25 protein-coding genes are annotated in these 23,147 nt (G+C 73.6%); 16 read left to right on the forward strand and 9 right to left on the reverse strand.

Going from position 1 to position 23,147, the window contains the following annotated elements; all coding sequences use genetic code 11:
- The first annotated feature begins 87 nt into the window (after positions 1 to 87).
- Positions 88 to 1,572 carry an MFS transporter gene (locus tag Q6969_RS01025; RefSeq protein WP_317228783.1) on the forward strand — a complete coding sequence of 495 codons (1,485 nt, stop codon included), beginning with the start codon at positions 88 to 90 and terminating at the stop codon, positions 1,570 to 1,572.
- Entirely contained in the window at positions 1,565 to 2,533 is a 969-nt protein-coding gene (locus tag Q6969_RS01030) for an alpha/beta hydrolase (RefSeq protein ID WP_317228784.1), read from the forward strand. Before Q6969_RS01025 ends, Q6969_RS01030 begins: the two co-directional genes overlap by 8 nt.
- Before the next feature lie 127 nt (positions 2,534 to 2,660).
- Here the strand turns inward: Q6969_RS01030 and Q6969_RS01035 are convergent, their stop codons facing one another.
- Positions 2,661 to 2,945, reverse strand: coding sequence for a LysR substrate-binding domain-containing protein (locus Q6969_RS01035; RefSeq protein ID WP_317228806.1), 285 nt, complete (start codon positions 2,943 to 2,945; stop codon positions 2,661 to 2,663).
- On the opposite strand from Q6969_RS01035, the gene Q6969_RS01040 reads away from it, so the two are divergent.
- The gene (locus tag Q6969_RS01040; RefSeq protein WP_317228785.1) at positions 2,944 to 3,081 is read left to right on the forward strand and encodes a hypothetical protein; all 138 of its coding nucleotides are present in this window, start codon (positions 2,944 to 2,946) and stop codon (positions 3,079 to 3,081) included. The genes Q6969_RS01035 and Q6969_RS01040 overlap by 2 nt on opposite strands.
- A gap of 29 nt (positions 3,082 to 3,110) precedes the next feature.
- On the opposite strand, the gene Q6969_RS01045 is transcribed toward Q6969_RS01040, so the two are convergent.
- The 5 genes from Q6969_RS01045 to Q6969_RS01065 all read right to left on the reverse strand — a co-directional run bounded on the left by Q6969_RS01045 (position 3,111) and on the right by Q6969_RS01065 (position 8,490).
- Positions 3,111 to 3,788, reverse strand: a complete 678-nt coding sequence (locus Q6969_RS01045) for a response regulator transcription factor (protein WP_317228786.1) — start codon at positions 3,786 to 3,788, stop codon at positions 3,111 to 3,113.
- The gene (locus tag Q6969_RS01050) at positions 3,785 to 5,152 is read right to left on the reverse strand and encodes a histidine kinase (RefSeq protein ID WP_317228787.1); all 1,368 of its coding nucleotides are present in this window, start codon (positions 5,150 to 5,152) and stop codon (positions 3,785 to 3,787) included. The genes Q6969_RS01045 and Q6969_RS01050 overlap by 4 nt, the downstream gene beginning before the upstream one ends.
- A gap of 103 nt (positions 5,153 to 5,255) precedes the next feature.
- Positions 5,256 to 6,092: an ABC transporter permease gene (locus tag Q6969_RS01055; RefSeq protein WP_317228788.1), complete on the reverse strand. Its 837-nt coding sequence runs from the start codon at positions 6,090 to 6,092 to the stop codon at positions 5,256 to 5,258.
- Positions 6,089 to 7,036 carry an ATP-binding cassette domain-containing protein gene (locus Q6969_RS01060; RefSeq protein WP_317228789.1) on the reverse strand — a complete coding sequence of 316 codons (948 nt, stop codon included), beginning with the start codon at positions 7,034 to 7,036 and terminating at the stop codon, positions 6,089 to 6,091. Before Q6969_RS01060 ends, Q6969_RS01055 begins: the two co-directional genes overlap by 4 nt.
- Positions 7,037 to 7,254: 218 nt before the next feature.
- On the reverse strand, positions 7,255 to 8,490 hold the full coding sequence (locus Q6969_RS01065; protein ID WP_317228790.1) for an ROK family protein: 1,236 nt from the start codon (positions 8,488 to 8,490) through the stop codon (positions 7,255 to 7,257).
- A 141-nt stretch (positions 8,491 to 8,631) separates the two neighbouring features.
- Between Q6969_RS01065 and Q6969_RS01070 the strand changes: the two genes are divergently transcribed.
- The 6 genes from Q6969_RS01070 (at position 8,632) to Q6969_RS01095 (ending at position 15,748) form a co-directional block, all read left to right on the forward strand.
- Positions 8,632 to 9,924 carry an ABC transporter substrate-binding protein gene (locus Q6969_RS01070; RefSeq protein ID WP_317228791.1) on the forward strand — a complete coding sequence of 431 codons (1,293 nt, stop codon included), beginning with the start codon at positions 8,632 to 8,634 and terminating at the stop codon, positions 9,922 to 9,924.
- Positions 9,925 to 9,974: 50 nt separating this feature from the next.
- Positions 9,975 to 10,907: a sugar ABC transporter permease gene (locus tag Q6969_RS01075; RefSeq protein WP_317228792.1), complete on the forward strand. Its 933-nt coding sequence runs from the start codon at positions 9,975 to 9,977 to the stop codon at positions 10,905 to 10,907.
- On the forward strand, positions 10,907 to 11,833 hold the full coding sequence (locus tag Q6969_RS01080; RefSeq protein WP_317228793.1) for a carbohydrate ABC transporter permease: 927 nt from the start codon (positions 10,907 to 10,909) through the stop codon (positions 11,831 to 11,833). The genes Q6969_RS01075 and Q6969_RS01080 overlap by 1 nt, the downstream gene beginning before the upstream one ends.
- A gap of 79 nt (positions 11,834 to 11,912) precedes the next feature.
- A complete protein-coding gene (locus Q6969_RS01085; RefSeq protein WP_317228794.1) occupies positions 11,913 to 13,616 on the forward strand; it encodes a glycoside hydrolase family 13 protein in 1,704 nt (567 codons plus the stop codon).
- Positions 13,617 to 13,830: 214 nt separating this feature from the next.
- Entirely contained in the window at positions 13,831 to 15,099 is a 1,269-nt protein-coding gene (locus Q6969_RS01090) for a DUF3500 domain-containing protein (protein WP_317228795.1), read from the forward strand.
- A gap of 145 nt (positions 15,100 to 15,244) precedes the next feature.
- Positions 15,245 to 15,748: a helix-turn-helix transcriptional regulator gene (locus Q6969_RS01095; protein ID WP_317228796.1), complete on the forward strand. Its 504-nt coding sequence runs from the start codon at positions 15,245 to 15,247 to the stop codon at positions 15,746 to 15,748.
- A 112-nt stretch (positions 15,749 to 15,860) separates the two neighbouring features.
- Here Q6969_RS01095 and Q6969_RS01100 read toward each other — a convergent pair whose 3' ends face one another.
- Complete coding sequence (locus tag Q6969_RS01100) at positions 15,861 to 16,088, reverse strand: hypothetical protein (RefSeq protein ID WP_094115915.1); 228 nt, start codon at positions 16,086 to 16,088, stop codon at positions 15,861 to 15,863.
- Between the two features lie 163 nt (positions 16,089 to 16,251).
- Here Q6969_RS01100 and Q6969_RS01105 point away from each other — a divergent pair, with 163 nt between their 5' ends.
- The 5 genes from Q6969_RS01105 (at position 16,252) to Q6969_RS01125 (ending at position 19,574) form a co-directional block, all read left to right on the forward strand.
- Positions 16,252 to 16,662, forward strand: coding sequence for a hypothetical protein (locus Q6969_RS01105; RefSeq protein ID WP_146083786.1), 411 nt, complete (start codon positions 16,252 to 16,254; stop codon positions 16,660 to 16,662).
- Between the two features lie 107 nt (positions 16,663 to 16,769).
- On the forward strand, positions 16,770 to 17,234 hold the full coding sequence (locus Q6969_RS01110) for an SRPBCC domain-containing protein (RefSeq protein ID WP_317228797.1): 465 nt from the start codon (positions 16,770 to 16,772) through the stop codon (positions 17,232 to 17,234).
- 26 nt (positions 17,235 to 17,260) lie between these two features.
- Positions 17,261 to 17,845, forward strand: coding sequence for a GNAT family N-acetyltransferase (locus Q6969_RS01115; RefSeq protein ID WP_317228798.1), 585 nt, complete (start codon positions 17,261 to 17,263; stop codon positions 17,843 to 17,845).
- 144 nt (positions 17,846 to 17,989) lie between these two features.
- A complete protein-coding gene (locus tag Q6969_RS01120) occupies positions 17,990 to 19,249 on the forward strand; it encodes an MFS transporter (protein ID WP_317228799.1) in 1,260 nt (419 codons plus the stop codon).
- Positions 19,250 to 19,328: 79 nt separating this feature from the next.
- On the forward strand, positions 19,329 to 19,574 hold the full coding sequence (locus tag Q6969_RS01125) for a hypothetical protein (protein ID WP_317228800.1): 246 nt from the start codon (positions 19,329 to 19,331) through the stop codon (positions 19,572 to 19,574).
- On the opposite strand, the gene Q6969_RS01130 is transcribed toward Q6969_RS01125, so the two are convergent.
- Positions 19,507 to 19,848, reverse strand: coding sequence for a hypothetical protein (locus Q6969_RS01130; protein ID WP_317228801.1), 342 nt, complete (start codon positions 19,846 to 19,848; stop codon positions 19,507 to 19,509). The genes Q6969_RS01125 and Q6969_RS01130 overlap by 68 nt on opposite strands.
- Before the next feature lie 254 nt (positions 19,849 to 20,102).
- Between Q6969_RS01130 and Q6969_RS01135 the strand changes: the two genes are divergently transcribed.
- Positions 20,103 to 20,507, forward strand: coding sequence for a hypothetical protein (locus Q6969_RS01135; protein WP_317228802.1), 405 nt, complete (start codon positions 20,103 to 20,105; stop codon positions 20,505 to 20,507).
- 32 nt (positions 20,508 to 20,539) lie between these two features.
- Here the strand turns inward: Q6969_RS01135 and Q6969_RS01140 are convergent, their stop codons facing one another.
- Complete coding sequence (locus Q6969_RS01140; RefSeq protein ID WP_317228803.1) at positions 20,540 to 21,526, reverse strand: LacI family DNA-binding transcriptional regulator; 987 nt, start codon at positions 21,524 to 21,526, stop codon at positions 20,540 to 20,542.
- A gap of 137 nt (positions 21,527 to 21,663) precedes the next feature.
- Between Q6969_RS01140 and Q6969_RS01145 the strand changes: the two genes are divergently transcribed.
- The gene (locus Q6969_RS01145) at positions 21,664 to 22,962 is read left to right on the forward strand and encodes a sugar ABC transporter substrate-binding protein (protein ID WP_317228804.1); all 1,299 of its coding nucleotides are present in this window, start codon (positions 21,664 to 21,666) and stop codon (positions 22,960 to 22,962) included.
- Positions 22,963 to 23,147: the final 185 nt, after the last annotated feature.

The following is a 23,147-nucleotide window of genomic DNA, read 5'->3' on the forward strand; positions in this document are numbered from 1 at the left end:
TAAAAAGCACACCGCGCTCGATCGCGGTGTGCGCGCACACGCGGCATCGAACGATCCGCCACTTCTCCCCCGAGAAGGAGTGCGCCCATGGTGCTCGATGCCCCCCGATCCACCCCGCGCGATGCGATGGAGGATCCCTCCCCGCGTCGCCTGCGTGACGCCTGGATCGCCCTGTCCGGCCTCTCTGCCGTGTTCCTGTTCGAGATGCTCGACGACTCGGTGCTCGACGTCGCCCTGCCCACCATCGGGCGCGACCTCGACGCCTCGACGGCCGGCCTGCAGTGGGTGACGGGCGCGTACTCGGTCGCGTTCGGCGGTCTCATGCTGCTGTTCGGCGCGATCGCCGACCGCTTCGGGCGCCGCCGCGTCATGCTGGCCGGGCTGGTCCTGCTCGCCGTCGCCGGGTCGGCCACCGCGTTCGTGACGTCCACGGAGCAGCTGATCGCCGTCCGCGCGGCCATGGGGGTCGCGGCGGCGATGACCACGCCCGGGTCCATGGCGCTCGCCTTCCGGCTGTTCGACACCCAGGCCCTCCGGGTCCGCGCGATCACCGTCATCTCCACCGCGGGGCTCGCCGGGCTCGCCGTCGGACCGACCGCCGGCGGGCTCGTGCTCGCGGTCGCCCCCTGGCAGGTGCTCCTGCTCGCGAACGTGCCCATCGCGGCGCTCGCCGTCATCGGCATCCGCGTCGGCATCGCAGCCGACGCCCGAGCCGAGCTGCACGCGGACCCGATCGACGTCGTCGGGGCGCTGCTCGGCACGGCGACGATCACCGCGGCCCTCGTCGCGCCGACGCTCTTCGTCGGGGACGGCCCCGGATCCTGGGCCCCGTGGATCGCCTCGGCGTCCGCCGCCCTGGCCGGGACCGCCTTCGCCGTCCGCCAGCGCACCGCGCGACACCCGCTGCTGGAGACGCGCCTCCTCGCGCTGCCGGCCGTGTCGAGCGGCCTGGCATCCAAGGCGGCGGCCGGTCTGGCGGTCGCGGGCCTGTCCTACCTGGTGACGCTGCAGCTGCAGCTCGCGTGGGGGTGGACCCCGGCTCTGGCCGCCGTCGCCATGCTCCCGCAGGTGGTCGTCCTCCTCGCCAGCGGGCGCCTCGTCGGCCCGTTCGTCCAGCGCGTCGGCCTGGACCGCGCGGCCGCGGCGAGCGCGACCGCCGTGGTGGCGGGGCTCGCCGTGTTCGCCCTCCTCGGGCGACTCGGCTACGCCGGGGTGCTGATCGCCCTCGTCCTGGTCGCCGCCGGCGTGCGCGTGGTCGGCGTCGTCGCCGGCACGGCCGTGCTGCACGGACTCCCGGCCGACCGCACCTCCGTCGGCGCCGCGCTGGTGGACACCTCCAGCGAGCTCGCGACCGCGACCGGCATCGCCGCGACCGGCACGATCCTCGCGGCCCTCGTCACCGGGAGCATCACGAGCGCACCCGCGACCGCGTCCGGGCTCGCGCAGCTGCAGGGCGCGATCACCGTCGCCGGCTCCACCCTCGCCCTCGCCGCGGCCGCCCTCGTGGCGCTCGGTGCCATCCGCTCACGCACCACCACCATCACCTCGACACAGGAGCCCGCCGATGACTGACGCACTCGCACGACCCCCCTTCGACCCCGAGCTCGCCGCCTTCCTCACCCGGATGCAGGAGCACGGACCCTTCACCCTGACCACGGAGATGCTCCCCCGCATGCGCGAGCTGGGGATGACGGAGCAGGAGCTCGACGAGTCCCTCCGCGCGCGCGGGCTCGAGCGCCGGAGCGTTACCATCGCCGGGCACGGCGGGGATCCGATCGCGCTCGGCATCATCCAGCGCATCGGGCGCAGAGGCTCCGTCCCCTGCTTCCTCACCATCCACGGTGGCGGCATGATGTTCGGCCACCACCTCGGGAACCTCGACTCCTACGACGAGTGGCTGCTCACCCATGACGTCGTCCTGATCACGGTGGACTACCGCCTCGCCCCCGAGCACCCCGATCCCTACCCGATCGAGGACTGCTACGCGGGCCTCGTCTGGACCGCCGAGCACGCCGACTCGCTGGGGATCGACGCGGACCGCATCGTCCTCGTCGGCCAGAGCGCCGGCGGCGGACTGGCGGCGGGCACCGCCCTGCTCGCGCGCGACCGGAAGGGACCGCCGCTGCGGGCGCAGATCCTGATCTCGCCCATGCTCGACGACAGCGACTCCACCGTCTCGACCCGGCAGATCGACGGCGTGGGCGTCGCCGACCGCGCGATGACGCGCTTCGGGTGGGACGCCTACCTCGGCGGCCGCCGTGGCGGACCCGACGTGTCCGCCTACGCCGCACCCGCACGCGCCGAGGACCTGTCCGGGCTGCCCGAGACCTACATCGACTGCGGCAGCGCGGAGGTGTTCCGCGACGAGACGGTCGCCTTCGCGAGCCGGCTCTGGGAGGCCGGCGTCCCGGCCGAGCTGCACGTCTGGCCGGGGGCGTTCCACGGGTTCACCAGCATGGTGCCGGCCGCCGTGCTGTCCCGGACCGCCGTCCACGCGCTGGCGGGATGGACGACGCGGCTCCTGAGCAGGTGATCCCGGGGAGACGGTCGACCGCACGGAGACCTCCGCGACCCGTCGCATCAGGGCGTGACTGCGCGGGCGGTCGGCCGTCCTCCACGAGCGCTGGGATGCGGGCGCCGGGGACGCGAGCGCCGCGGGGTCACACGAGCAGGTCGACGATCGCCGCGGCGAGCGCCGAGCTCGCCCGCGACGGCGTGATCGCCCCGATCCTCCACGACGGGTCGCCCTGGATGGCGAGTCGTGCGAGACCCGTCCGACGCTCGGCGAGGTGCTCGGGGACGATCATGACGCCCAGGCCCGCCTCGACGAGCGAGAACCCGACGGTGACGTCGTTGACCTCGTAGCGCCCGTTCCGGACGACCGCCGCTCGGTCGAACGCGCCGTCGACGATGTCGCGGAGCGCCCACTGCCCGCAGAAGTCGATGAAGTCGGCGACCGTGGTCGTCGACGAGGCGGCGGCGTCCCGGCTGCGGCTCGGGGACTACTACCGGGATGTGCAGGAGAGCGCGTCGCTCCTCGCCGGCCGCCCATCGTCGTCGGGGGTGCCGCGACCGTCGTGACGAGCTCCGGCCAGCCGGCACTCCCCCGCTCACCCGGCCCCGGCGCGCACCAGTCCCGTCTCGTAGGCGAGGACCACGGCCTGCACCCGGTCGCGGATGCCGAGCTTGGCGAGGATCCGGCCGACGTGCGTCTTCACCGTCGCCTCGGCGAGGAACAGGTCGCCCGCGATCTCGGCGTTCGAGCGGCCCTCCGCGACCCGGCGCAGCACCTCGGTCTCCCGCGGCGTGAGGCTGACGAGCCGCGGGTGGACGCCGTCGGCCGCGGTCGCGGTGGACGTCACGGGCAGCACGTCCGCGAACATCTCGAGCATCCGGCGTGTCACGCGCGGCGCGACCACGGAGTCGCCGGACGCCACGACGCGCACCGCGGAGGCGAGCTCCGCCGGCGTCGCGTCCTTGAGGAGGAACCCGCTCGCGCCCGCGCGGAGGGCGGCGAACGCGTGCTCGTCCACGTCGAAGGTGGTGAGGATCAGCACGCGCACCGCCGGGTGCTCGGCCACGATCCGCCGGGTCGCCTCGATGCCGTCGACACCCGGCATGCGCACGTCCATCAGCACCACGTCCGGGCGCAGCGCGGCCACCTGGTCGATCGCGGTCCGGCCGTCGGCAGCCTCGCCCACCACCTCGAGGTCGGGCGCGCTCTCCAGCACGAGCCGGAACCCCATGCGCACCAGCGACTGGTCGTCCACCAGCAGGATCGTCGTCATCGTCCCTCCTCCTCGTCCTCGTCCTCATCCCACGGCAGCTCGGCACGCACGCGCCAGCCCGTGCCGTGCGGGCCCGCCTCCACGGTCCCGCCGAACGCGGCGGCCCGCTCGCGCATGCCGACCACTCCGCGGCCCGAGCCGAGGGCCGGCTCGCCGCGGACGCCCGCGCCCTGGTCGACGACCGTCACCGCGACGCGGCCGGGGAGGCGCCGGATGGCGAGCTCCACACCCGTCGTCGCCGGCGCGTGCCGGAGCACGTTGGTCAATGCCTCCTGCACGATCCGGTGCACGGCCAGCTGCAGCGTCGCATCGGCCTCCGCGAGCCGCGGGTCGGCGAGGCCGGAGGTGCGCACGGGCAGACCCGCCAGCCGGAAGCGGTCGACCAGGGGCTCCAGGTCGCGCATCCCGGGCAGGGGTGCGACGCTCGCCTCCCCGACCGTGCCCACCGGTCCGCCCTCGTCGTGCAGCACGCCGAGGACCCGCCGCATGTCGGTGAGGGCCGTGCGTCCCGTGGCCACGAGCTCGTCGAGGGCGGTGCGCGCGCGGTCCGGCGCCCACTCCACGGCCATCGACGCACCGCCGCCGAGCGCGACCATGACGGAGATGCTGTGCGCGACCACGTCGTGCATCTCCCGCGCGATGCGGGTGCGCTCGGCCGCCTGAGCCAGGAGCGCGCGCTGCTCCGCATCACGGGCGACCGCGTCGGCAGCCTCCACGAGCGCCGCCAGGTGCAGCCGCCGCCCCCGGGCGCTGGTGCCGGCCGCCACGGCGACGAGCACCAGGACGAGGACGGGCAGGGCGATCTGCTGCCATCCCCCGGCGAGCGGATCCCACGGGTCACCGCGGTCCGGGGCGCGCGGTGGGAGCCCGCTCATGACGGCGCTCACCTGCATCGACAGCGGCAGCAGCCGGGCGGCGACGAGCAGGACCACCACCGCGACGACGCACGTGACCCACGTGACGAGAGGCCGTCGGGCGACCGCGACCGCGTACAGGGCGAGCGCGAGCCCGAGCTCGGACCCCGATGTCGAGCCGGTGAGGGCGAGGGCCGCGACCCCGAGGACCGCCATCCCCGCGGCGACCGCCGTGGGGCGGCGACGCCGCCCGAGGAGCAGCACGCACCCCAGGGCCGTGAGCGCGAGCGACGCGACCTGCATCCGCTGCACCTGCGCACCGCCGAGGTAGGTGGAGAGCCCGTACATCGAGTCGGCGCCGACGCCGGTGACGAGCGCCCAGGCGGCGAAGCAGGCGATGACGACGGCGTCCACGAGGGCCGGCCGCCGTGCGGAGAGGCGGCCGAGCGGCCCCCGCGGGCGCACCCGCAGCTGGGTGAGGAGGGAGGCCGGCCCCTGTCCCGCGCTCACGCTCGCTCCTGCCCCATCGACCTCACTCTGGCAGGTGCCGGCCGGACCGTGCGGATCACCGGGCCGGTGCGTGCGGCCGGAGACGGATCCCGCGACGCGCGCGTCAGGCATCCCGGCGGCGCAGCAGCACGAGCGCGACGACGAGCACGCCGAGGACCCAGAGGAGCATGACGCCGTAGCCGCCCCACGGCGACAGGTCCGTGCTGTTCGAGACGGTGATGACGGAGCCGACCGCGTCCGACCGCAGGAGCCGGCTGCCCGCGCTCGACGGCAGGTGCGCGGCGAGGGACTGCAGGGGGGCCCACGGGATCGCCGCGAGCAGGTTCTCGACGACGAGCAGCAGGCCGACCACGACGGAGATGCCCGCGGCCGGGCTCCGGACGAGCATCCCGATCCCGAACGCGAGCGCAGTCACGGCGGCGAGGTAGAGCGGCGCGCCGAGGATGAGGCGGGCGTCCTCCGCTCGCAGCAGGTCGATCGACATCCCGGTGGGACCGAACCAGGGCGCGCAGGCTGCCCAGGCGGCCAGCACGGCGACGGTCGATGCGGCGGTCACCGCGAGCACCACGACGAGGAGCTTGGCGAGGATCGCCCGCACCCGCATCGGCGTGACCGTGAGCGTGGTGCGGATCTGGCCGGAGCCGTACTCGCCCGCCACGACCATGACGCCGAGCACGGCGAACGCCAGCTGCGCGAGCGCGATGCCGCCGGTGGCGTACGCGGCGCCGACCATGCCCTCGGATCCGACGGCCTCCGGGACCCCCGCGATGCTGAGGACCCGGGAGACCGCGAACGCCGGGATGACGGCGGTGCCGAGCGCGAGGATCCACCAGGTGGAGCGCAGGGAGCGCAGCTTGATCCACTCGCCCGCGACGAGCCGCGCGGACGTCGCCGGGTGGACGGCGGGGTGCTGGACGGGGAGCGTGCGGGTCGCGGTCATGCGCGTCCTCCTGGGGTGTCGTGGCGGATGCCGGCGGGTGCGGCGGAGCGGTGCTCGACCGCGTCGGCGGTGAGCTGCAGGTAGGCCTCCTCGAGGGAGACGTGGACGGGGGCCAGCCCGTGCAGGACGATGCCGGCGGACGCGGCGAGCGCGGCGACGCCGGGTGCGTCGATCCCGGTCGCGTCGAGCACGTCGTGCTCGACGGCGACCGCGCCGACCCCGGGCTGCCGTGCGAGCTCGCGCTCGAGCTCGCCGCGCATGGGCGTCCGGACTCGGACGGTGCGGGTCTGCGCCCGCTCGACGACGTCGCGGGTGGGCGCGTCGACGAGCACGCGGCCTCGGCCGAGGATCAGCAGGTGATCGGCCGTGAGCGCCATCTCGCTCATCAGGTGCGACGACAGCAGCACCGTCCGGCCCTCCGCGGCCAGGCCGCGCAGCAGGGTGCGGATCCAGTGGACCCCCTCGGGGTCGAGCCCGTTGACGGGCTCGTCGAGGATCAGGGTCCGCGGGTCGCCGAGGAGCGCGGCGGCGATCCCGAGGCGCTGGCCCATCCCGAGGGAGAAGGTGCGGACGCGGCGGCGGGCGACGTCCGCGAGTCCCGCCATGTCGAGGACCTCGTCCACCCGGCGCGGGTGGATCCCGTGCGTCGCCGCCAGCGAGAGCAGGTGCGCCCGCGCCGACCGGCCGCCGTGCACCGCGGTCGCGTCGAGCAGCGCGCCGACCTCCCCGAGGGGCGCCCGGTGCTGCGCGTACGCCTTCCCGTTCACTGTGACGTGCCCGGACGTGGGCCGGTCCAGGCCCACGATCATGCGCATCGTCGTGGACTTCCCCGCGCCGTTCGGCCCCAGGAAGCCGGTGACGACGCCGGGTCGGACGGTGAAGTCGACGCGGTCGACCGCGCGTCCCCCCGGGTGGTCCTTGGTTAGGCCGGATGCCTCGATCATGTGCCCTCCTCTGCTCGGCCTCTCGAGCCTGACGCCGGGCGGCGGCGGCCGGGACGACCGCGAGGAGCAGATCCCGGGCGCGAGCGCCTACGCCGCGGGGATGACGGCGTCATCCGGAGGGCGGAGGAGCGGCCGGGCCCGTCACGCGCGGCGGCGCGCCGAGGGCCGCCGCCTCCACCCGGGATCACGACCGCATCCCTCCCGCGGCCGCGACCGCCCTAGCCGGTGGGCAGGTCCAGGGCATGCTCGCGGACGTGCGTGAGGGCGCGTTCCACGGCGCCGAGGGTCACGACCGCGTCCCCGAGGGTCGAGGCCACGACCACGGGCGGCTCCCGGTGGGTGAAGCGGGCGAGCCACTCCCGGGTGCGGTCCAGCAGGAGGCCGATCGACGGCGCGACCGCTCCGGCGACGACGATGCGGTCGACGTCGAGCATCCCGCCGAGCACGGCGCAGACCCGGCCGAGCCGCTCCGCCGCGTCCTCCACGATGGCGAGGGCACCGGCGTCCCCGGCATCCGCTGCCGAGAGGACGGCCAGGGCGTCGAGGTCGCCCAGCGGCAGGCCCGCGAGCGGCGACGCGTCCGCCAGGGTCCCCAGCATGCGGGCGGCCCGCGCTCCGTCTCGGAGGATGGCGCCGAGCCCGTCCGCCGACCCCACGCCCTGCACCAGGTCGAGGAGCCGCATCTCGCCGGCGGCACCTCGGCTCCCCCGCACGAGGGTCCCGTCGAGCACGAATCCCGCGCCGAAGCGCTCCCCCGCGAGCAGCGCGATGAACGAGCCCCGCGGCCGGTGCGCCTCCGTCGGGTCGCCGGAGGACCGGGCGAGGTCCGCCGCCTCCGCCACGGCGGCGAGGTTGGCGTCGTTCTCGACCACCACGGCCCACCCTCGTCGCGAGAGCAGCGCGCCGTAGTCCGGGTTCACGCGCTCCCAGAAGTCGCCGTCCACCTCGTGCGGGGAGCGCCCCCGGGCGTCGGCGGGCGCGGGGACGCCGATGGCGATGGCGAGGACGTCCGCGTCGCCCATGGACGCCTGCGCGAGCACCTCGTCGACGATCCGCGAGACGGCGGCGCGCCGGTCCTCCGCGGACCCGTCAGGGTCGACGCGGCGGACCAGGCGCGCCACAGGGCGTCCGCGGAGGTCGGCGATGATGCACGTGACCTGGTGCCGACCGGCGTCGACGCCCATCACGTGGGCAGCGCCCGACGCGAGGGCGTACCTCCGCGCGGGCCGACCCGCGCGCTGCTCACCGGTGGCGCGCGCATCCGGCAGGACCGTGAGCCACCCGCGTCCGATCAGCTCGTCGCACAGGCTGATGACGGTCGACCGGGTCAGGCCGGTCGACCCGATGAGGTCGCTCGCGGTCACCGCCTCCGCCCACCACGCCCGCTGCAGGACGACCTCGGCGTTCAGGCGCCGCGTGCCCACGAGAGGCGACGATCCCGTGATCGTCGTCATGGCGGGCTCCTCGCTGCTCGTCGTCGGTGTTCGGGGCGTGCCCATGGTGCCACGCCCCCAATTGATCTAGTGTCTAAATCTAATCGCTAGATCAACGGATGCCGTCAGGGTCGACGGCATCACGACCCGGGAGACGACGACGTGCCCACACCCCCACTGCCCACCCCCGCGGGCCTGAGCCGTCGTGCGCTGCTCGGCGGGATCGGCGCCGCCGGCGCCTCGCTCCTCCTCGCGGGCTGCGCTCCCAGCATGGGCGGGAGCCGCGGCGGGCGCACGGAGATCACCTTCTACCAGACCAAGCCGGAGGCGATCGGGTACTTCTCCGACCTCGTCGCGCGCTTCAACGAGTCGCAGTCGGACGTCCGCGTGATCCACGACTCGACCTCCGGCATCTCCGCCGGCTTCGTCCGCGGCAACCCGCCCGACATCGCGGCGTTCACCTACAACCTCGAGATGGCGCGCTTCATGGAGCGCGGAGCGCTGAGCGACCTCGGCGACATGCCCGAGGCCGCCACCATCCGGCCGGAGGTGCAGGACCTCGTCGACCAGTACGCGACCTATCCCGGTCGGACGAGCGTGCTCCCCTACTCGATCACCGCGGCGTCGGTGATCTACGACCAGCGCATCTTCGCCGACCTCGGCGTCGAGGTCCCCACCACCTGGCAGGAGTTCCTCGCCGCGTGCGAGACCTTCACGGCCGCGGGCATCACCCCGATCTACAGCACGTTCCGCGAGCCGTGGACCGTGGCGCAGGGGCTGTTCGACTACACCACCGGCGGCATGCTCGACGTCGCGGCGTTCTACCGCACGATGGACGAGGAGGGCACGAGGGTCGGCGAGGGCAGCGCGGTGTCGTTCGAGAAGGACTTCCGGGAGCCCGTCGAGCGCATGCTGCAGCTGGCCGAGCTGTCCAACGCCAACCGCAACAGCCGCGGCTACGGGGACGGCAACCTCGCCATGGCCCAGGGCGAGGCCGCGATGCTCATGCAGGGCCCGTGGGCCCTGGGCGAGATCACGAAGGCGAACCCGGACGCGCGGGTCGGCACCTTCCCGCTCCCGATGACCGAGGAGCCGGACGACCGACGGGTGCGGGTCAACCTCGACCTCGCGCTCTGGGTGCCCGAGCAGTCCCGCAAGCAGGACGCGGCGCGGGAGTTCCTCGCCTTCCTCATGCAGCCCGAGATCCACGACGCGTACAACGAGGAGTTCCTCGCGTTCGGCACGACGACCACGGCCCCCGCGGTCACCGACGAGCGCATCGTCGGCATGCAGAGCTACTACGACGAGGCCCGGTTCTACCAGGGCGCGTCGAAGGCGATCCCGCTGACCATCCCCGCGGAGAACTACGTCCAGGGCATCGTCACCGGCGCCAGCGCCGCGGACACCCTCCGCACCATGGACGCCGACTGGCGCCGCCTGGCGCTGCGGTCATGAGCACCGCGTCCGCCTCCCCCACGAGATCCGGCCGAGTCGAAGGAGACCCGATGGCCACCACCCGCACCGAGGAGGGCCGCCGCGCCTCCCTCCCCCGAAGCGCCACCGGCAACCCGAGGCGGCGGGGCGTCCGCGTCGACCCCGTCTTCCACCTCTTCCTGCTGCCGACCCTCGCGCTGTTCACCCTGTCGATCACCCTGCCCGCCGCGATGGGGGTCTTCTACAGCTTCACGAACTCCATCGGATTCGGGGAGTTCCAGATGGTGGGCATCACGAACTACATCGCGATGGCCAGCGATCCGGCGATCCTCAGCTCGTACGGCTTCACCATGGGCTTCGCGCTCGTCACGGTCCTGGTCGTGAACGCGATCGCGCTGCTGCTGGCCATCGGCCTCACGGCGCAGATCCGGGCGAAGACGGCCCTGCGCGCCGTGTTCGTGATCCCGATGGTCATCTCGGGCATCATCATCGCGTTCGTCTTCCAGTTCCTGTTCTCGAACTCGCTCCCCGCGATCGGGACGGCGCTCGGCATCACGGGGCTGCAGGACAGCATCCTCGCGGACGCCGGCACCGCCTGGATCGGCATCGTGCTGGTCACGGCGTGGCAGGCGATCCCGAGCACGCTGCTGATCTACATCGCGGGCCTGCTCGCGATACCCGGCGAGGTCTACGAGGCCAGCGCCCTGGACGGCGCATCCGGCTGGAAGCAGCTGCGGTCGATCACGCTCCCGCTGATCGCCGGGTACATCCTCATCAACACGATCATCGGCTTCAAGAACTTCCTGAACTCCTACGACATCATCGTCGGCCTCACCAACGGCGGGCCCGGCACGTCGACGCGCAGCATCGCGATGACGATCTTCACCGGCTTCACCGGCGGCGACTACGCCTACCAGATGGCGAACGCGACCATCTTCTTCGTGATCGCCATCGCGATCGCGCTCGTGCAACTCCGGATCACCCGCGGAAAGGCGGCCGTCTGATGGCGAACACCGCTCTCGTCACCCCCGCCGCCTCCTCGGCGCCCACCCCCGGCGGCTCCCGCCGCGACGCCGACGCCGCCACGCGACGGCGTCGGGGGCGCATCGGCCGCGAGCGCCCCAACCGGCTCGTCACCCTGCTGCTGGCGCTCGCGAGCGTCACGGTGCTGATCTTCATCTACGTGACCATCACGATGTCGTTGAAGACGTCGGCCCAGGCCGTCGACGGGAACGCCTTCAGCCTCCCGGCGCCCATCGACCTCTCCAACTTCGCCGCCGCGTGGCAGCTCACGGACTTCCCCCGGGCGTTCACGGTCTCGACCCTGGTCACGCTCGTGACCGTCGCCGGGACCGTGGTCCTCGCCTCCATGGCCGCGTTCGCGATCGCGCGCAACTGGGACCGCCGGCTGTTCCGGTGGTCGTTCTACTACCTGCTGGCGGCCATGTTCCTGCCGTTCCCGGTCGTCGCGCTCTCGCAGATCAAGCTGACGGGCCTCGTCGGCCTCGACAACCCCGCCGGCGTCGCCCTGCTGCACATCATGTTCCAGCTCTCCTTCTCCCTCCTGCTGTTCACGGCGTTCCTCCGGTCGCTGCCCGAGGAGCTCGAGGAGAGCGCGCGGCTCGACGGGGCGACCACCTGGCAGGTGTTCTGGCAGCTGGTGTTCCCCCTGCTCGCCCCGATGAGCGCGACGGTCGGCATCTTCGCCTTCCTCGCCTCCTGGAACGACTTCGCCATGCCGTCGCTGATCACCGCCGACCCGTCGCTGCAGACGCTGCCCGTGCTGCAGCAGATCTTCCAGACCCAGTTCAGCAACGACTACAACGTGGCCTTCGCCTCGTACCTCATGGCCATGGCCCCCGCGATCCTCGTCTACCTCTTCACCCAGCGATGGGTGATGTCGGGCGTCACCCAGGGCGCCATCAAGTAGGCCGACGACGCGACCCGCGCGACCCGCCCCGAGACCCATCACCCCGAGACCCATCACCCCGAGAGGACCCTCCATCACGATGACCGACACTCTCCCGAGCACCCCGAGCACCCCGAGCACCCCGAGCACCTCGACCGGCCCGTTCCCGGCCGGCGACGCCACCTGGTGGCGGCAGGCCGCGGTGTACCAGATCTACCCCCGCAGCTTCGCCGACTCCGACGGCGACGGCATCGGCGACCTCCGCGGCATCACCGCGAAGGTGCCGTACCTGCGCGACCTCGGGATCGACGCCGTCTGGCTCAGCCCCTTCTACCCGTCGGCGCTCGCCGACGGCGGCTACGACGTCGACGACTACCGGGACGTGGACCCCCGGATCGGCACCCTCGCCAAGTTCGACGACATGGTCGCGGCGCTCCACGGCGCCGGCATCCGCGTCATCGTCGACGTCGTGCCCAACCACTCCTCCGACCGGCACGCCTGGTTCCAGGAGGCGCTGGCCTCCCCCGCCGGGTCCCCCGCCCGCGCGCGGTACGTCTTCCGCGACGGCCTCGGCCAGGACGGCGAGCTGCCGCCCGCGGACTGGACCAGCATCTTCGGCGGGCCCGCCTGGACCCGCACCGCCGACGGCCAGTGGTACCTGCACTCCTTCGCCCGCGAGCAGCCCGACTTCGACTGGACGAACGAGGAGGTCCGCGAGGACTTCCTCACGACCCTGCGCTTCTGGTCCGACCGCGGCGTCGACGGCTTCCGGGTCGACGTCGCCCACGGCCTCGCCAAGCACCTGCCGGAGGTCCTCCCCTCGCAGGCCGAGCTCGACGCCGCGCCGACCGACGACGGGCAGCACGCCCGCTGGGATCGCGACGAGGTGCACGAGATCTACGCGGCATGGCGCCGGGTCTTCGACTCCTACGACCCTCCGCGCATCGGCGTCGCCGAGGCCTGGGTCGACGCGTCCCGTCGCGCCAGCTACGCCAGCGCCGAGGGCCTGGGCCAGGCCTTCGACTTCGACCTCCTCGAGGCCGACTTCGACGCGGCGGCGTTCCGGGAGAGCATCTCCGACAACGTCCGGGCGGCCGCCGAGACCGGATCCTCGAGCACCTGGGTCCTCTCCAACCACGACGTCGTGCGCCACGCGACCCGCTACGGCCTCCCGCCCGCGGCCGGTCGCGACATGCGCTCCGGCACCCGGTGGCTGCTGGACGGGGCGCCGTCGGACGCCATCGACGTGGAGCGGGGCCTCCGACGCGCGCGCGCCGCGACGCTGCTCATGCTCGGCCTCCCCGGCTCGGCGTACGTCTACCAGGGCGAGGAGCTGGGCCTCCCCGAGGTCGCCGGCATCCCCGACGCCGACCGTCAGGACCCGACGTTCTTCCGCAACCCCGGCGTCGACGTCGGACGCGACGGATGCCGCGTCCCGTTGCCATGGACCCGCACCGGGCCCTCGTTCGGCTTCGGCCCCGCCGGCGCGCACCTGCCGCAGCCCGGCTGGTTCGGGGACCTCTCGGTGGAGTCCGAGGACACGGACCCCGCCTCGACCCTGTCCCTCTACCGTTCCGCCCTGGCGCTGCGCCGCGAGCTGCAGACCGACGAGCTCCTCGCGTGGGAGGAGCCGACCGCGGGCGACGTCCTGCACTTCTCCCGCCCGGGCGGCTGGCACGTCGTCGCCAACCTCGGCACGGACACCGTCCCCCTGCCCGCCGGCGAGGTCCTCGTCGCCAGCGGCCCGCTCGGGGCGCAGGGCGAGCTGCCGGGCGAGACCACCGCGTGGGTCCGCACCAGCTGACCCGCGACGCGGACGGCGGCGGCTGACGGCGAGCGCCGCCGTCGGCGCGCCGGAGACGGGCGCCCGAGGTCCGCTCGGCCGTCCGCCGTCCGCCCGTGACGACGCCCCCGACGATGACTCCGGCACCTGCGCGGGACGGATCGATGCTCCGCCTCATAGGAGGCGCATGAGGGCGTCATGGCTGCCCCATAAAGCGGGTTCGTAGCTTCTCCCCATGATGAAGCACACGGACACGACGAAGCGCCCGCGACGGAAGACGATCCTCGCCGGCACGACCACCCTCCTGCTCGCCGGGCTCCTGCTCGCCGGCTGCGCGGCCGGCGGCACCGGAACCGCCGGCGGGACGACGGCCGCCTCGGGCACCGCATCGGCCACCACGGTCTCGGCGGCGTCGGAGGCGGTCACCGGCTCCACCGCCTCCACGACCGCCGAGACGATCGCGAACACGACCGCGGCGGTCCAGGCGTTCCTCGCGACCCTCTCCGACGAGCAGGTCGCCGCCGTCACCTACGACTACGACGACGAGACGAAGACCACCTCCTGGTCTAACTTCCCCGTCACCTTCGTCGAGCGCGCGGGCCTGAACGTGGCGGACCTCACCGCGGAGCAGCAGGTGGCCGCGATGCAGGTGATGGAGGCTCTGCTGAGCGACGACGCCTACGCCACGGTGTCGGGCATCATCGGCGGCGACCAGTACCTCCGCGAGGACAGCAGCAGCACCGAGGACTCCCTCGGCCAGTACTACATCGCCCTCTTCGGCTACGCTTCTGACACGGGCGCGTACGAGGTCCAGTTCGGCGGTCACCACCTCGGCATCAACGCCACCCTCGACGGATCCGCCGCCGCCATCACCTTCGCGCCCACCCACCTCGGCGTGCAGCCCGCCGAGTACACGGCCGCGGACGGCACCGACGTGCAGCCCTTCGACGGCATCTACACCGACGCGTTCGCGTTCCACGACTCCCTCAGCGCCGAGCAGCAGGCGACCCTGACCTCGGGCGAGGTCACGTCCTGCGCACCCGGCGACGTCTGCGACTTCAGCGCCGGGACCGGCCTCACGGGCGCCGACCTCACCGAGGCGCAGCGCGCGCTGCTGCTGGACCTCATCGCGAACTGGTCCGGCATGGCCGACGCGGAGAGCGCCGCCGCGACCCGCGCCGAGATCGAGGCGACCCTCGACACCACGGTCATCGCCTGGACGGGTGCGACCACCTACGACATGACCACCGGCGACGGCATCTCGTTCTCGATCTCCGGGCCGGACGTCTACGTCGCATTCCAGGCCCAGGACGGCTCCGCCGGAGCGGACGTCGCCGGCGTGGACACCTCCGGCTGGGGCCACGTGCACACCATCTACCGCGACCCCACGGACGACTACGCGGGCAGCGTCACCCAGCAGGCGGCGTCCGGCGGCATGGCCGGCGGTATGCGCGGCGGCGATGGCACGCCGCCCGGCGGCGGCACTCCCCCGACCGACGGCTGACCCGGATGCGTCCGGTGGCGCCGCACCTCCCGGGTGCGCCCGCCAGCGCCCTCCGTGCCCTGTCGCGTCGGTGTCGGGCGGCTGTCGGGCGGCTGTCGGGTCGATGTCGTGGCCCGCGCGGCCGTGGTTCCCTAGCGTGGAGGCCATGAACGAGACACGGATCGTCGACCTCCGCACGCGGCGCGGCTGGACCCAGGAGCGGCTCGCCGACGCCAGCGGCATCACCGTCCGCACGGTGCAACGGCTCGAGGCCGGCAACGACGCGAGCCTCGACACGCTCTCCCGCGTGGCGAAGGCGCTCGATGTCCCGGTGCGGGACCTCTTCGCCACCGTCGACGAGAGCGACTTCGGACGCTCCGTCACCGCGCTCGACGACCGGGCGGCACGGCAGCAGGAGCGTCGGGACACGATCACGGACGGGCTCGAGGCCCTCTACTACGGCATCGGCGCGCTGTTCACGATCGCCGTCATCGTCGGCGTCGCCTCGAGCGCCCTCCCCAACCTCGCGGTGTTCCTCATCCCCGCCTACTGGATCGCCGGATGGCTGCTCTCGCTGTTCCTGTTCCTCGTCGTCCTCAGCCCGCGCCTGGACCGCCGGTACCCGCTTTCGCGCGACCGGAAGGAGCCGGCACCCGACGGTCGTCCGTGATCGGCGTCGACGGGATGCGAAGCGGTCGCGGAACCGGGGAGGAGATCGAGCCCAGGAGGACGGCGGTGCGGCCGGACCCGACCACCGGCCGGGTGGCGCTCGCCCCTCCTCGTCAGCGCTCCGCGGGCGGATCGCCCTTGCGCGCGCTCAGCTCGCGCCCGAGCTGGACGCCGCCCAGGACGACCAGCAGCAAGCCGGCCGCGAGGCTCAGGATCGTCACCCACAGCTCCGCCGAGCCGCCGAAGACGATCACCGGCGTCGCGAACACGAACGTCGCCGCGATGAAGCACCAGACCGCCCGTTGCGGCGGCGTGTCCGGTCTGCCCTGCGTCATGGTCATCCCCCTGTCCTCGCTCCCACGCTAGGACCGCGGCTCGCCGCGCGCGTCCGCCTCCCGACGGAACCCGGATCGGCAGACGACCCGTACCCGGGACGCCGACGTGGCCGCCTCGTGGACGAACAGGGGGCTGTCGCCCACTCCGGCGAGCCGCCAGAGTGGGCGCATGTCACCTCGCAGGATGTCCGCCGCCGCGGTCATGACCCTCATCGTGTCGCTCGCCGCGGCCGGCTGCTCCTCGCCTGCTGCGGGACTCAGCGACCTCGAGCGAGACGCGACGACGGACCACCCGGTGCCCGTGGAGGTGTCGGACGACGCCCTCGCGGACCTCGACCTCGACAGCATCCGCTGGGTGGGCGAGCACGACGGCACGGACCTCTGGCTGGCCTCGGGCGCGGAGGACCACGACGCCTGCCTGCTCATCTACCCGGACGCCACGGACTGGGTGGTCGCCTGCGGCGTGGGGCCCATGCAGAGCAGCACCGGCGCCGGCCGCACGTTCGCCGTCGTCCCCGACGGCGCGACCGCGCCGGCGGGCTTCGAGGCCGTGTCCCGGAACGTGTTCGCGTCCTCCTAGCGTTCCGGGGGCATCCGGCCCCGACGGTCGCGGACCGAGTACCGGGGAACCACCGGTTCCCCCTCGCGCTCTTGCGCCTCCGGGGGTGCCGACGCCTACGATCGCCCATGGAGATGGTCAGGGTCAGCGCCGACGTCCGAGCCCCCGCGCGCGTCGTGTGGGACACGATGCTCGCCCGGGACACCTACGAGCAGTGGACGGGCGCGTTCCACGAGGGATCGACGTACGAGGGCAGCTGGGACGAGGGCGCGGAGATCCGCTTCGTGGGCCCGGGTGAGGACGGTCACGCGGGCGGTCTCGTCGGCACCGTCATCGAGAGCAGGCGGGACGAGTTCGTCTCGATCCGGTACGACGGGGAGATCGACCGCGGCACCGTGTCCCGCGAGAGCCCGATCGTCGGCCTCCACGAGTCGTACGCGTTCCGGGAGGCGGACGGGGTCACCACGCTCGACGTCGAGCTCGAGGTCCCCGACGAGTGGGCCGCGAGCATGCGCGAGATGTGGGGCGAGGCCGTCATCGCGCTGAAGCGGCTCGCGGAAGCCGCCTCGGCCTCGAGCGCCTCCGAGCGCTGACGACGGCGATCGCGACGGAGTGCCGGATGCCGCAGCACGAGATCAGGCCGCTCACGCCGGAGACCTACCCCGCCTGGCTCGCGCTGGCGCAGAAGCACGGCGGGGTCTGGGGCGGCTGCTACTGCAGCTACTTCCACGGCGACACGGAGCGGACCATCAAGCGGGAGCACGACGGCCCCGCCTTCAAGGAGAAGCTCGTCGACGAGGGCGTCGCCCACGCCGCCCTCGTCTTCGACGGCGCCGACGCCATCGCGTGGTGCGAGTACGGCACCCCGACGGAGCTGCCGAACATCTACCACCGCACCGAGTACGACCGCGGCGAGACCCGCCCCGCCCCGTGGCGCATCACCTGCTTCTTCGTCGACCGCGACCACCGGCGACAGGGCGTCGCCCGCGAGGCGCTCGACGGGGCCCTCCGCCTGATCGCCGATGCGGGGGGCGGCGAGGTGGTGTCGTTCGCCAACGAGCTCGTACCGGGGAAGAGGACCTCCTCGTCGTTCCTCCACAACGGCACACGGGCCATGTTCGAGAAGGCGGGCTTCACCTTCGAACGCCACCTCGGCAAGCGGAAGACCGTGATGCGCATCACGGTCGCGCCGACGCCCACTTGATCCCCGCGGGACCGCGCTCTCGGTTCGTGCGCTACGTTCGCACTGCACCTCGTGCTGGTTCCGCGGCGTCCCCGCGTGATCGTCGAAGCCCAGGCCGACCTGTCTGCCGATCGATCACCATGCGCCGCGCCGGAGGCCTCGTCGATGACGGCTGCGCACCCTCTCCTGTCCGCGATCGGCGGCTCCGTCCGCTCCCTGACCACCCGGTACCACGAGGTCCTGGTCCTGCCCGGGGCGCGGGGCATCGTCGTCCCGGCCGCCGTCGCCCGACTCGGCGTGGCCATGACCGGGCTCGGCCTGCTGTTCTCCGTCCAGCACGCGTCGGGGTCGTACGCCGTCGCGGGGGCGGCGACCGGCGTCTTCGCCGCGGCGGAGGCGGTCGTCGGTCCGCAGCTCGCCCGACTCGTCGACCGGTGGGGTCAGGGCGCCACGGTCCCGGCAATCGTGGCCGTGCACGCGGCGGCGATGATCGTCGCCCTGGCCTCGGTCGGCTCGGTGCCGACGCTCCTGACGCTCGCCCTCGTCGCCGGTGCCGGCGCGACCGTCCCGCAGCCCGGAGCGCTGTCGGCCGCCCGATGGGTGCACCTCGTCGACGATCCGACGAGGCTCCGCACCGCGTTCGCGCTCGAGGCGAGCGTCAACGACGCGGCGTTCCTCTGCGGCCCGGTCCTCGTGACCGTCGTGAGCACGTCCCTCTCCCCGTGGGCCGGCTCGATCGCCGCCTGCCTGCTGCTCGTCGTCGGGTGCGTCGTCCTCTCCTGCCGCCGGAGCACCGACCCCGGGCCGCGGCGTCGCGAGCGGCACCCGGGCAGATCACGGACGACGTCGCTGCGGACCCCGCGCTTCGTCGCGACGCTGGGGGTGAACGCAGGCCTCGGATGCTTCTTCGGTGCCGTCCCGCTCCTCGTCGCCGCCCGCGCCACGGAGAGCGGCCTCGAGGCCCTCACCGGCGTCGTCCTCGCCCTCTCCAGCGCGGCCAGCATCGTCGCGGGGCTCGCGTACGGATCCCTGCGGCGGAGCCCCCGGCCCCCGGTGGTCCAGCTGGTGGCCGCGGTCGTCCTCGCGGGCGGCGCGGCGGTCGGCGCGCTGTGGCAGTCGCTCCCCGGGTCGGCGCTCATGCTCGTCGTGGGCGGAGCCGCGATCGCGCCGCTGCTCGCGTCGTCGTCGCAGATCGTGCACGCGACGATCGCCCCCGCGGAGCTGACCCAGGGGTTCACGTGGATCAACACCGCCTCCGCCACGGGCATCGCCGCCTCCGCGGCGCTCACCGGCACGCTCATCGCCTCCGCGGGCATCCGCGCCGCGACGGCCGCGCTCGTGGGGCTGGTGCTGATCGCCGTCGTCTCCGCGGCGCTCGCGGCACGTCGTGGGAGGCCCGACGCCGTTCCCGCGGCGTCCCGGTGATCGATGCGCGACCACGTGCGGACGACCGATCGTCCTGACGGCTGACGCGGGGGGTCCGCACCGTCCGTATCGTCGGAGCATGGTCATGATGCGACGGGACGTGCCACTCGTCCTCGGCGCCGTCCTCACGCTCATCGGCGCGGCCGTGACGGTGCTCTACCTCTTCCAGCCGTGGCGGACGTGCCCCTACGACGACACGGCCGCCGGATGCGGGATGCTCGCCGGCGACGCGGTGGTGATGACGGCGGCCATGGCGGTCACGCTCCTCGGCGCGGTGCTGCTCCTCGCCGGGGCGCTCCGGTGGTGGCGGCGCGGCGTCCGCTGAGGGTCACCAGCCAGACGGCCAGCGTGAGCGGGATGAGCAGCTCGGTCAGCGACGGCCGGTCGGTGACGGTGAGGCCGTCCACGAGCCACGTGCAGGTGCGCCCGAGCGGGAACCAGCTCCAGCCCGCGTCCCCGAGGACCGAGGAGCCGGGCGACAGCTCGCAGCCCGTCGTGTCGCCGGACAGCACCTGCTCGGCGAGGACCGAGCCGACCCAGGCGAGCGTCAGGACGCACCACGGCAGGAATCGGAGGCGGGGATCTCGTGCGGCTCGCATCCCTCCACCCTCGCAGCGACGCGGCGTCGGCACGTCCTCCCCGGTGATGATCGGCGGGCCGGCGAGCACCGACGCCTGCCGGGCGGCGATCGAAGCCGTGACCCGGTAGCGTTCTCCGGTGGTCTCCCGCCCGTCGCAGGAGACGCCGCCCGCGGGAGGGGCTGGGCGCCGTGATCGGGTCCGCTCGCGTGGGCGCCGCTCGTGCACGTCCCCGCCGTGCAGATCCGACCCCCGGAGAGAGGGAGGCGAATCCGATGGGAGACGTCGCGCGCTGGCTGTCCCCGCTCCTGCTCGGCGCCGCATGGGGGAGCCTGTGGGCCGCCGTCGCCGCCGGGCGGCAGGGCTCAGCAGAGGCGGTGCCGATCCTCCTGGGCGCGGCGGCCGTCGTCGCGTGCCTCGCGCTCCCGGCGATCGCGATCGCGTCACGTCCCCGGGTGCGGTTCTTCCTCGGCTCCTCGCGGCGCACGTCCGGCGTCATCCTGCTGGTCGTCCTCGCCGTCGGCGGGCCGCGCCTGCTGCTCTCTCGCGAGCCCGTGATCGACGCCGTGACCCTCGTGGTCGTCTCCGTCGCGCTCGCGGCCGTCGCCGCCGCAGCGGTGCAGCACGCGCTGCGACGCGAGACGCCCGACTCCCCCGACGGGCTCGACGGCGACGGCTGACGCCCGCGCGCCCGGGGCGCGCGCGACCGCCGTCACGTGGACGCCCGCACCACCAGCTCCGTCGGCACCCGCTCGATGCCGGTGCGCGCCTGCCCGCCGATGGCGGCGAACAGGGCCGACACGGCCGCCCGTCCGACCGCCTCCAGGCGCATGTCGATCGTCGTGAGGGGCGGGCGGCTGCCGGTGGCCATCAGCTCCCAGTTGTCGAACCCGACGACGGCCACGTCGGTCGGCACGCGCCGGCCGCGGTCCCGGAGCTGGTCGACGACCCCGCGGGCGACCATGTCGCTCCCGCAGAAGATCGCGTCGAAGTCCGTCCCCCGGTCGAGCAGGGCGTCGACGGCATCGTGTCCCGTCGACTCCGCCCACTCCCCCTGGATGGGCTCCGCCGGGGGCCGCAGACCCGCCTCGTGCAGCGCCGCCCGCCAGGCCTGGGCGCGTCGCCCGGTGGCCGCGTACCAGTCGGGGCCCGTGACGTGCGCGATGCGCGTGCGCCCGTGGCTCACCAGGTGACGGACCGCGTCGCGCGCCCCGCCCTCCTCGTCGGGGACGACGGAGAAGTCGGCCGGACTCGTGGACGCGCCGTACGCGTACACGACGGGCACTCCCAGCGGGCCGAGCGACGGCTGGTCGTTGGTGTTGTCGGCGAGCACGATGAGGCCGTCGATGCCGTGCTCCAGCAGGGTGTTGAGCTGGTACGCGCCGCGCACGTCGTCGCCCCGGCTGTCGCACAGGAGCACGGACATCCGCTCCGTCCCGACCGCGTTCTCGGCGCCGAGCAGGACCGGCAGGCTGAGGCGCCCCACCCCGTCCTGCGTCAGCAGGCCCACGGCCCGGGTCGACCCGGACCGGGCCGGTCGGCCGCTCCCCCGCGGCTGGTACGACAGCTCGAGGGCCGCCCGACGGACGCGGATGCGGGTGTCCTCGCTGATCTCCTGGTTCCCGGACAGCGCCTTCGAGACGGTCGAGATGGAGACCTGGGCGCGCGCCGCGACGTCGCGGATGGTCGCTCGGGGCATGGCCGGCCTGCTTTCGGAAGTTTTCGTCGAGGGTGCTTGTCGTAGATCGTATCCCCCACCTAATTTTTCCCTACTGTTTCGCTGCCATGGCGAGGCGGGACCCGCGGTACCCGGCCGCACCGATCGAAGGAGATCCCATGTCCCACCGCACTCGAGCCCGCGGCCTCGCCGGCATCGCGGGCCTCGCCCTCGGCGCCGTCGCGCTGAGCGGCTGCCAGGCCGGAGCCGGGGGCGGGGGCGACGCCGCCCCCGTCACCGCCACCGACGACGGCACCACCATCACCATGTGGACGCGCTCGTCGACGAGCGACTTCACGACGGCCCTGGTGGACGCCTACAACGCCTCGCACGAGAACCAGGTCGACCTGACCGTCATCCCGTTCGACGCCTACCAGCAGAAGGTCGGCTCCGCGGCCGGCAGCGGCCAGCTGCCGGACGTGGTCTCCAGCGACGTCGTCTTCACGCCCAACTACATCCAGCAGGGCATCTTCCGCGACATCACCACCGAGGTCGCGGCGCTGCCCTTCGCGGACGACCTCGCCCCCGGGCACATGTCCGTCGGCGAGCAGGACGGCAAGAACTACGCCGTCCCCCATGACCTCGACCTCTCCGCGATGTTCTACAACAAGGTCCTGTTCGCGGAGGCGGGCCTCGACCCCGAGGCGCCGCCGACGACGCTCACCGGGTGGGTCGAGGCCGCGGAGGCGATCGACGCGCTCGGCGGGGACGTGAACGGCTTCTACTTCGGCGGCAACTGCGGCGGCTGCATGCTCTTCACCACCTGGCCCTCGGTCTGGGCCGGCGGCGGCGAGGTCCTGAACGAGGACGGCACCGAGGCGGAGCTCGACTCCGACGACGCCGGCGACGTGTACGCCCTGTACCGCGAGATCTGGGAGAAGGGGCTCGCCCCGGAGGGCGCGCAGACCGAGACGGGCGCGACGTTCAACCAGGTATTCGCGGACGGCTCCATCGGCATCCAGCCGCTCGGCGCGACGGCCTACGGGTCGTTCGAGCAGAGCGACGCGCTCGAGGTGGGCGTCGCGCCCATCCCCGGTGTCGACGGCGGCACCTCCACCTTCCTCGGCGGCGACACGCTCAGCATCTCCGCCACCAGCGAGGAGGCCGCCGCGGCCTGGGACTTCGTCGCGTGGACCCTCTCCGACGAGGCCCAGACCGACGTCGTCGCGAAGGGCGGCTACCTGCCGGCCCGCACCGACCTCGCGGACAACCAGTACAGCCAGGCGGACCCGAACGTCGCCACGATGACGGCGCTCGTCGAGGTGGGCGAGACGCCGAAGTCGAACGCCTTCGGCGCCACGTTCAACGACGCCAACGGCCCCTGGACGACGTACTTCCGCGACCAGGTGTTCGGCGACGCCGGCAAGCGCGCCGCCGACAACGACGCCATCACCTCCGCCCTCCAGTCGGGCCAGTAGCCCTCCCCCATGCGGCCGCCGCCTCCCCGGAGGCGGCGGCCGGTCACCCCCTCCCGGGAAGGCCCGACCATGACCACCACGACCCGGCTGCCCGCCGCCGCCCCGCGGCCGCAGCCCGCCACCCCGCGCTCCCGCCGTCCGCTCTCCCGCGACACGGCCCGCACCGGGCTTCTCTTCGCGACCCC

This window comes from Clavibacter sp. MX14-G9D (assembly GCF_032917815.1).
GTDB lineage: Bacteria > Actinomycetota > Actinomycetes > Actinomycetales > Microbacteriaceae > Clavibacter > Clavibacter michiganensis_K.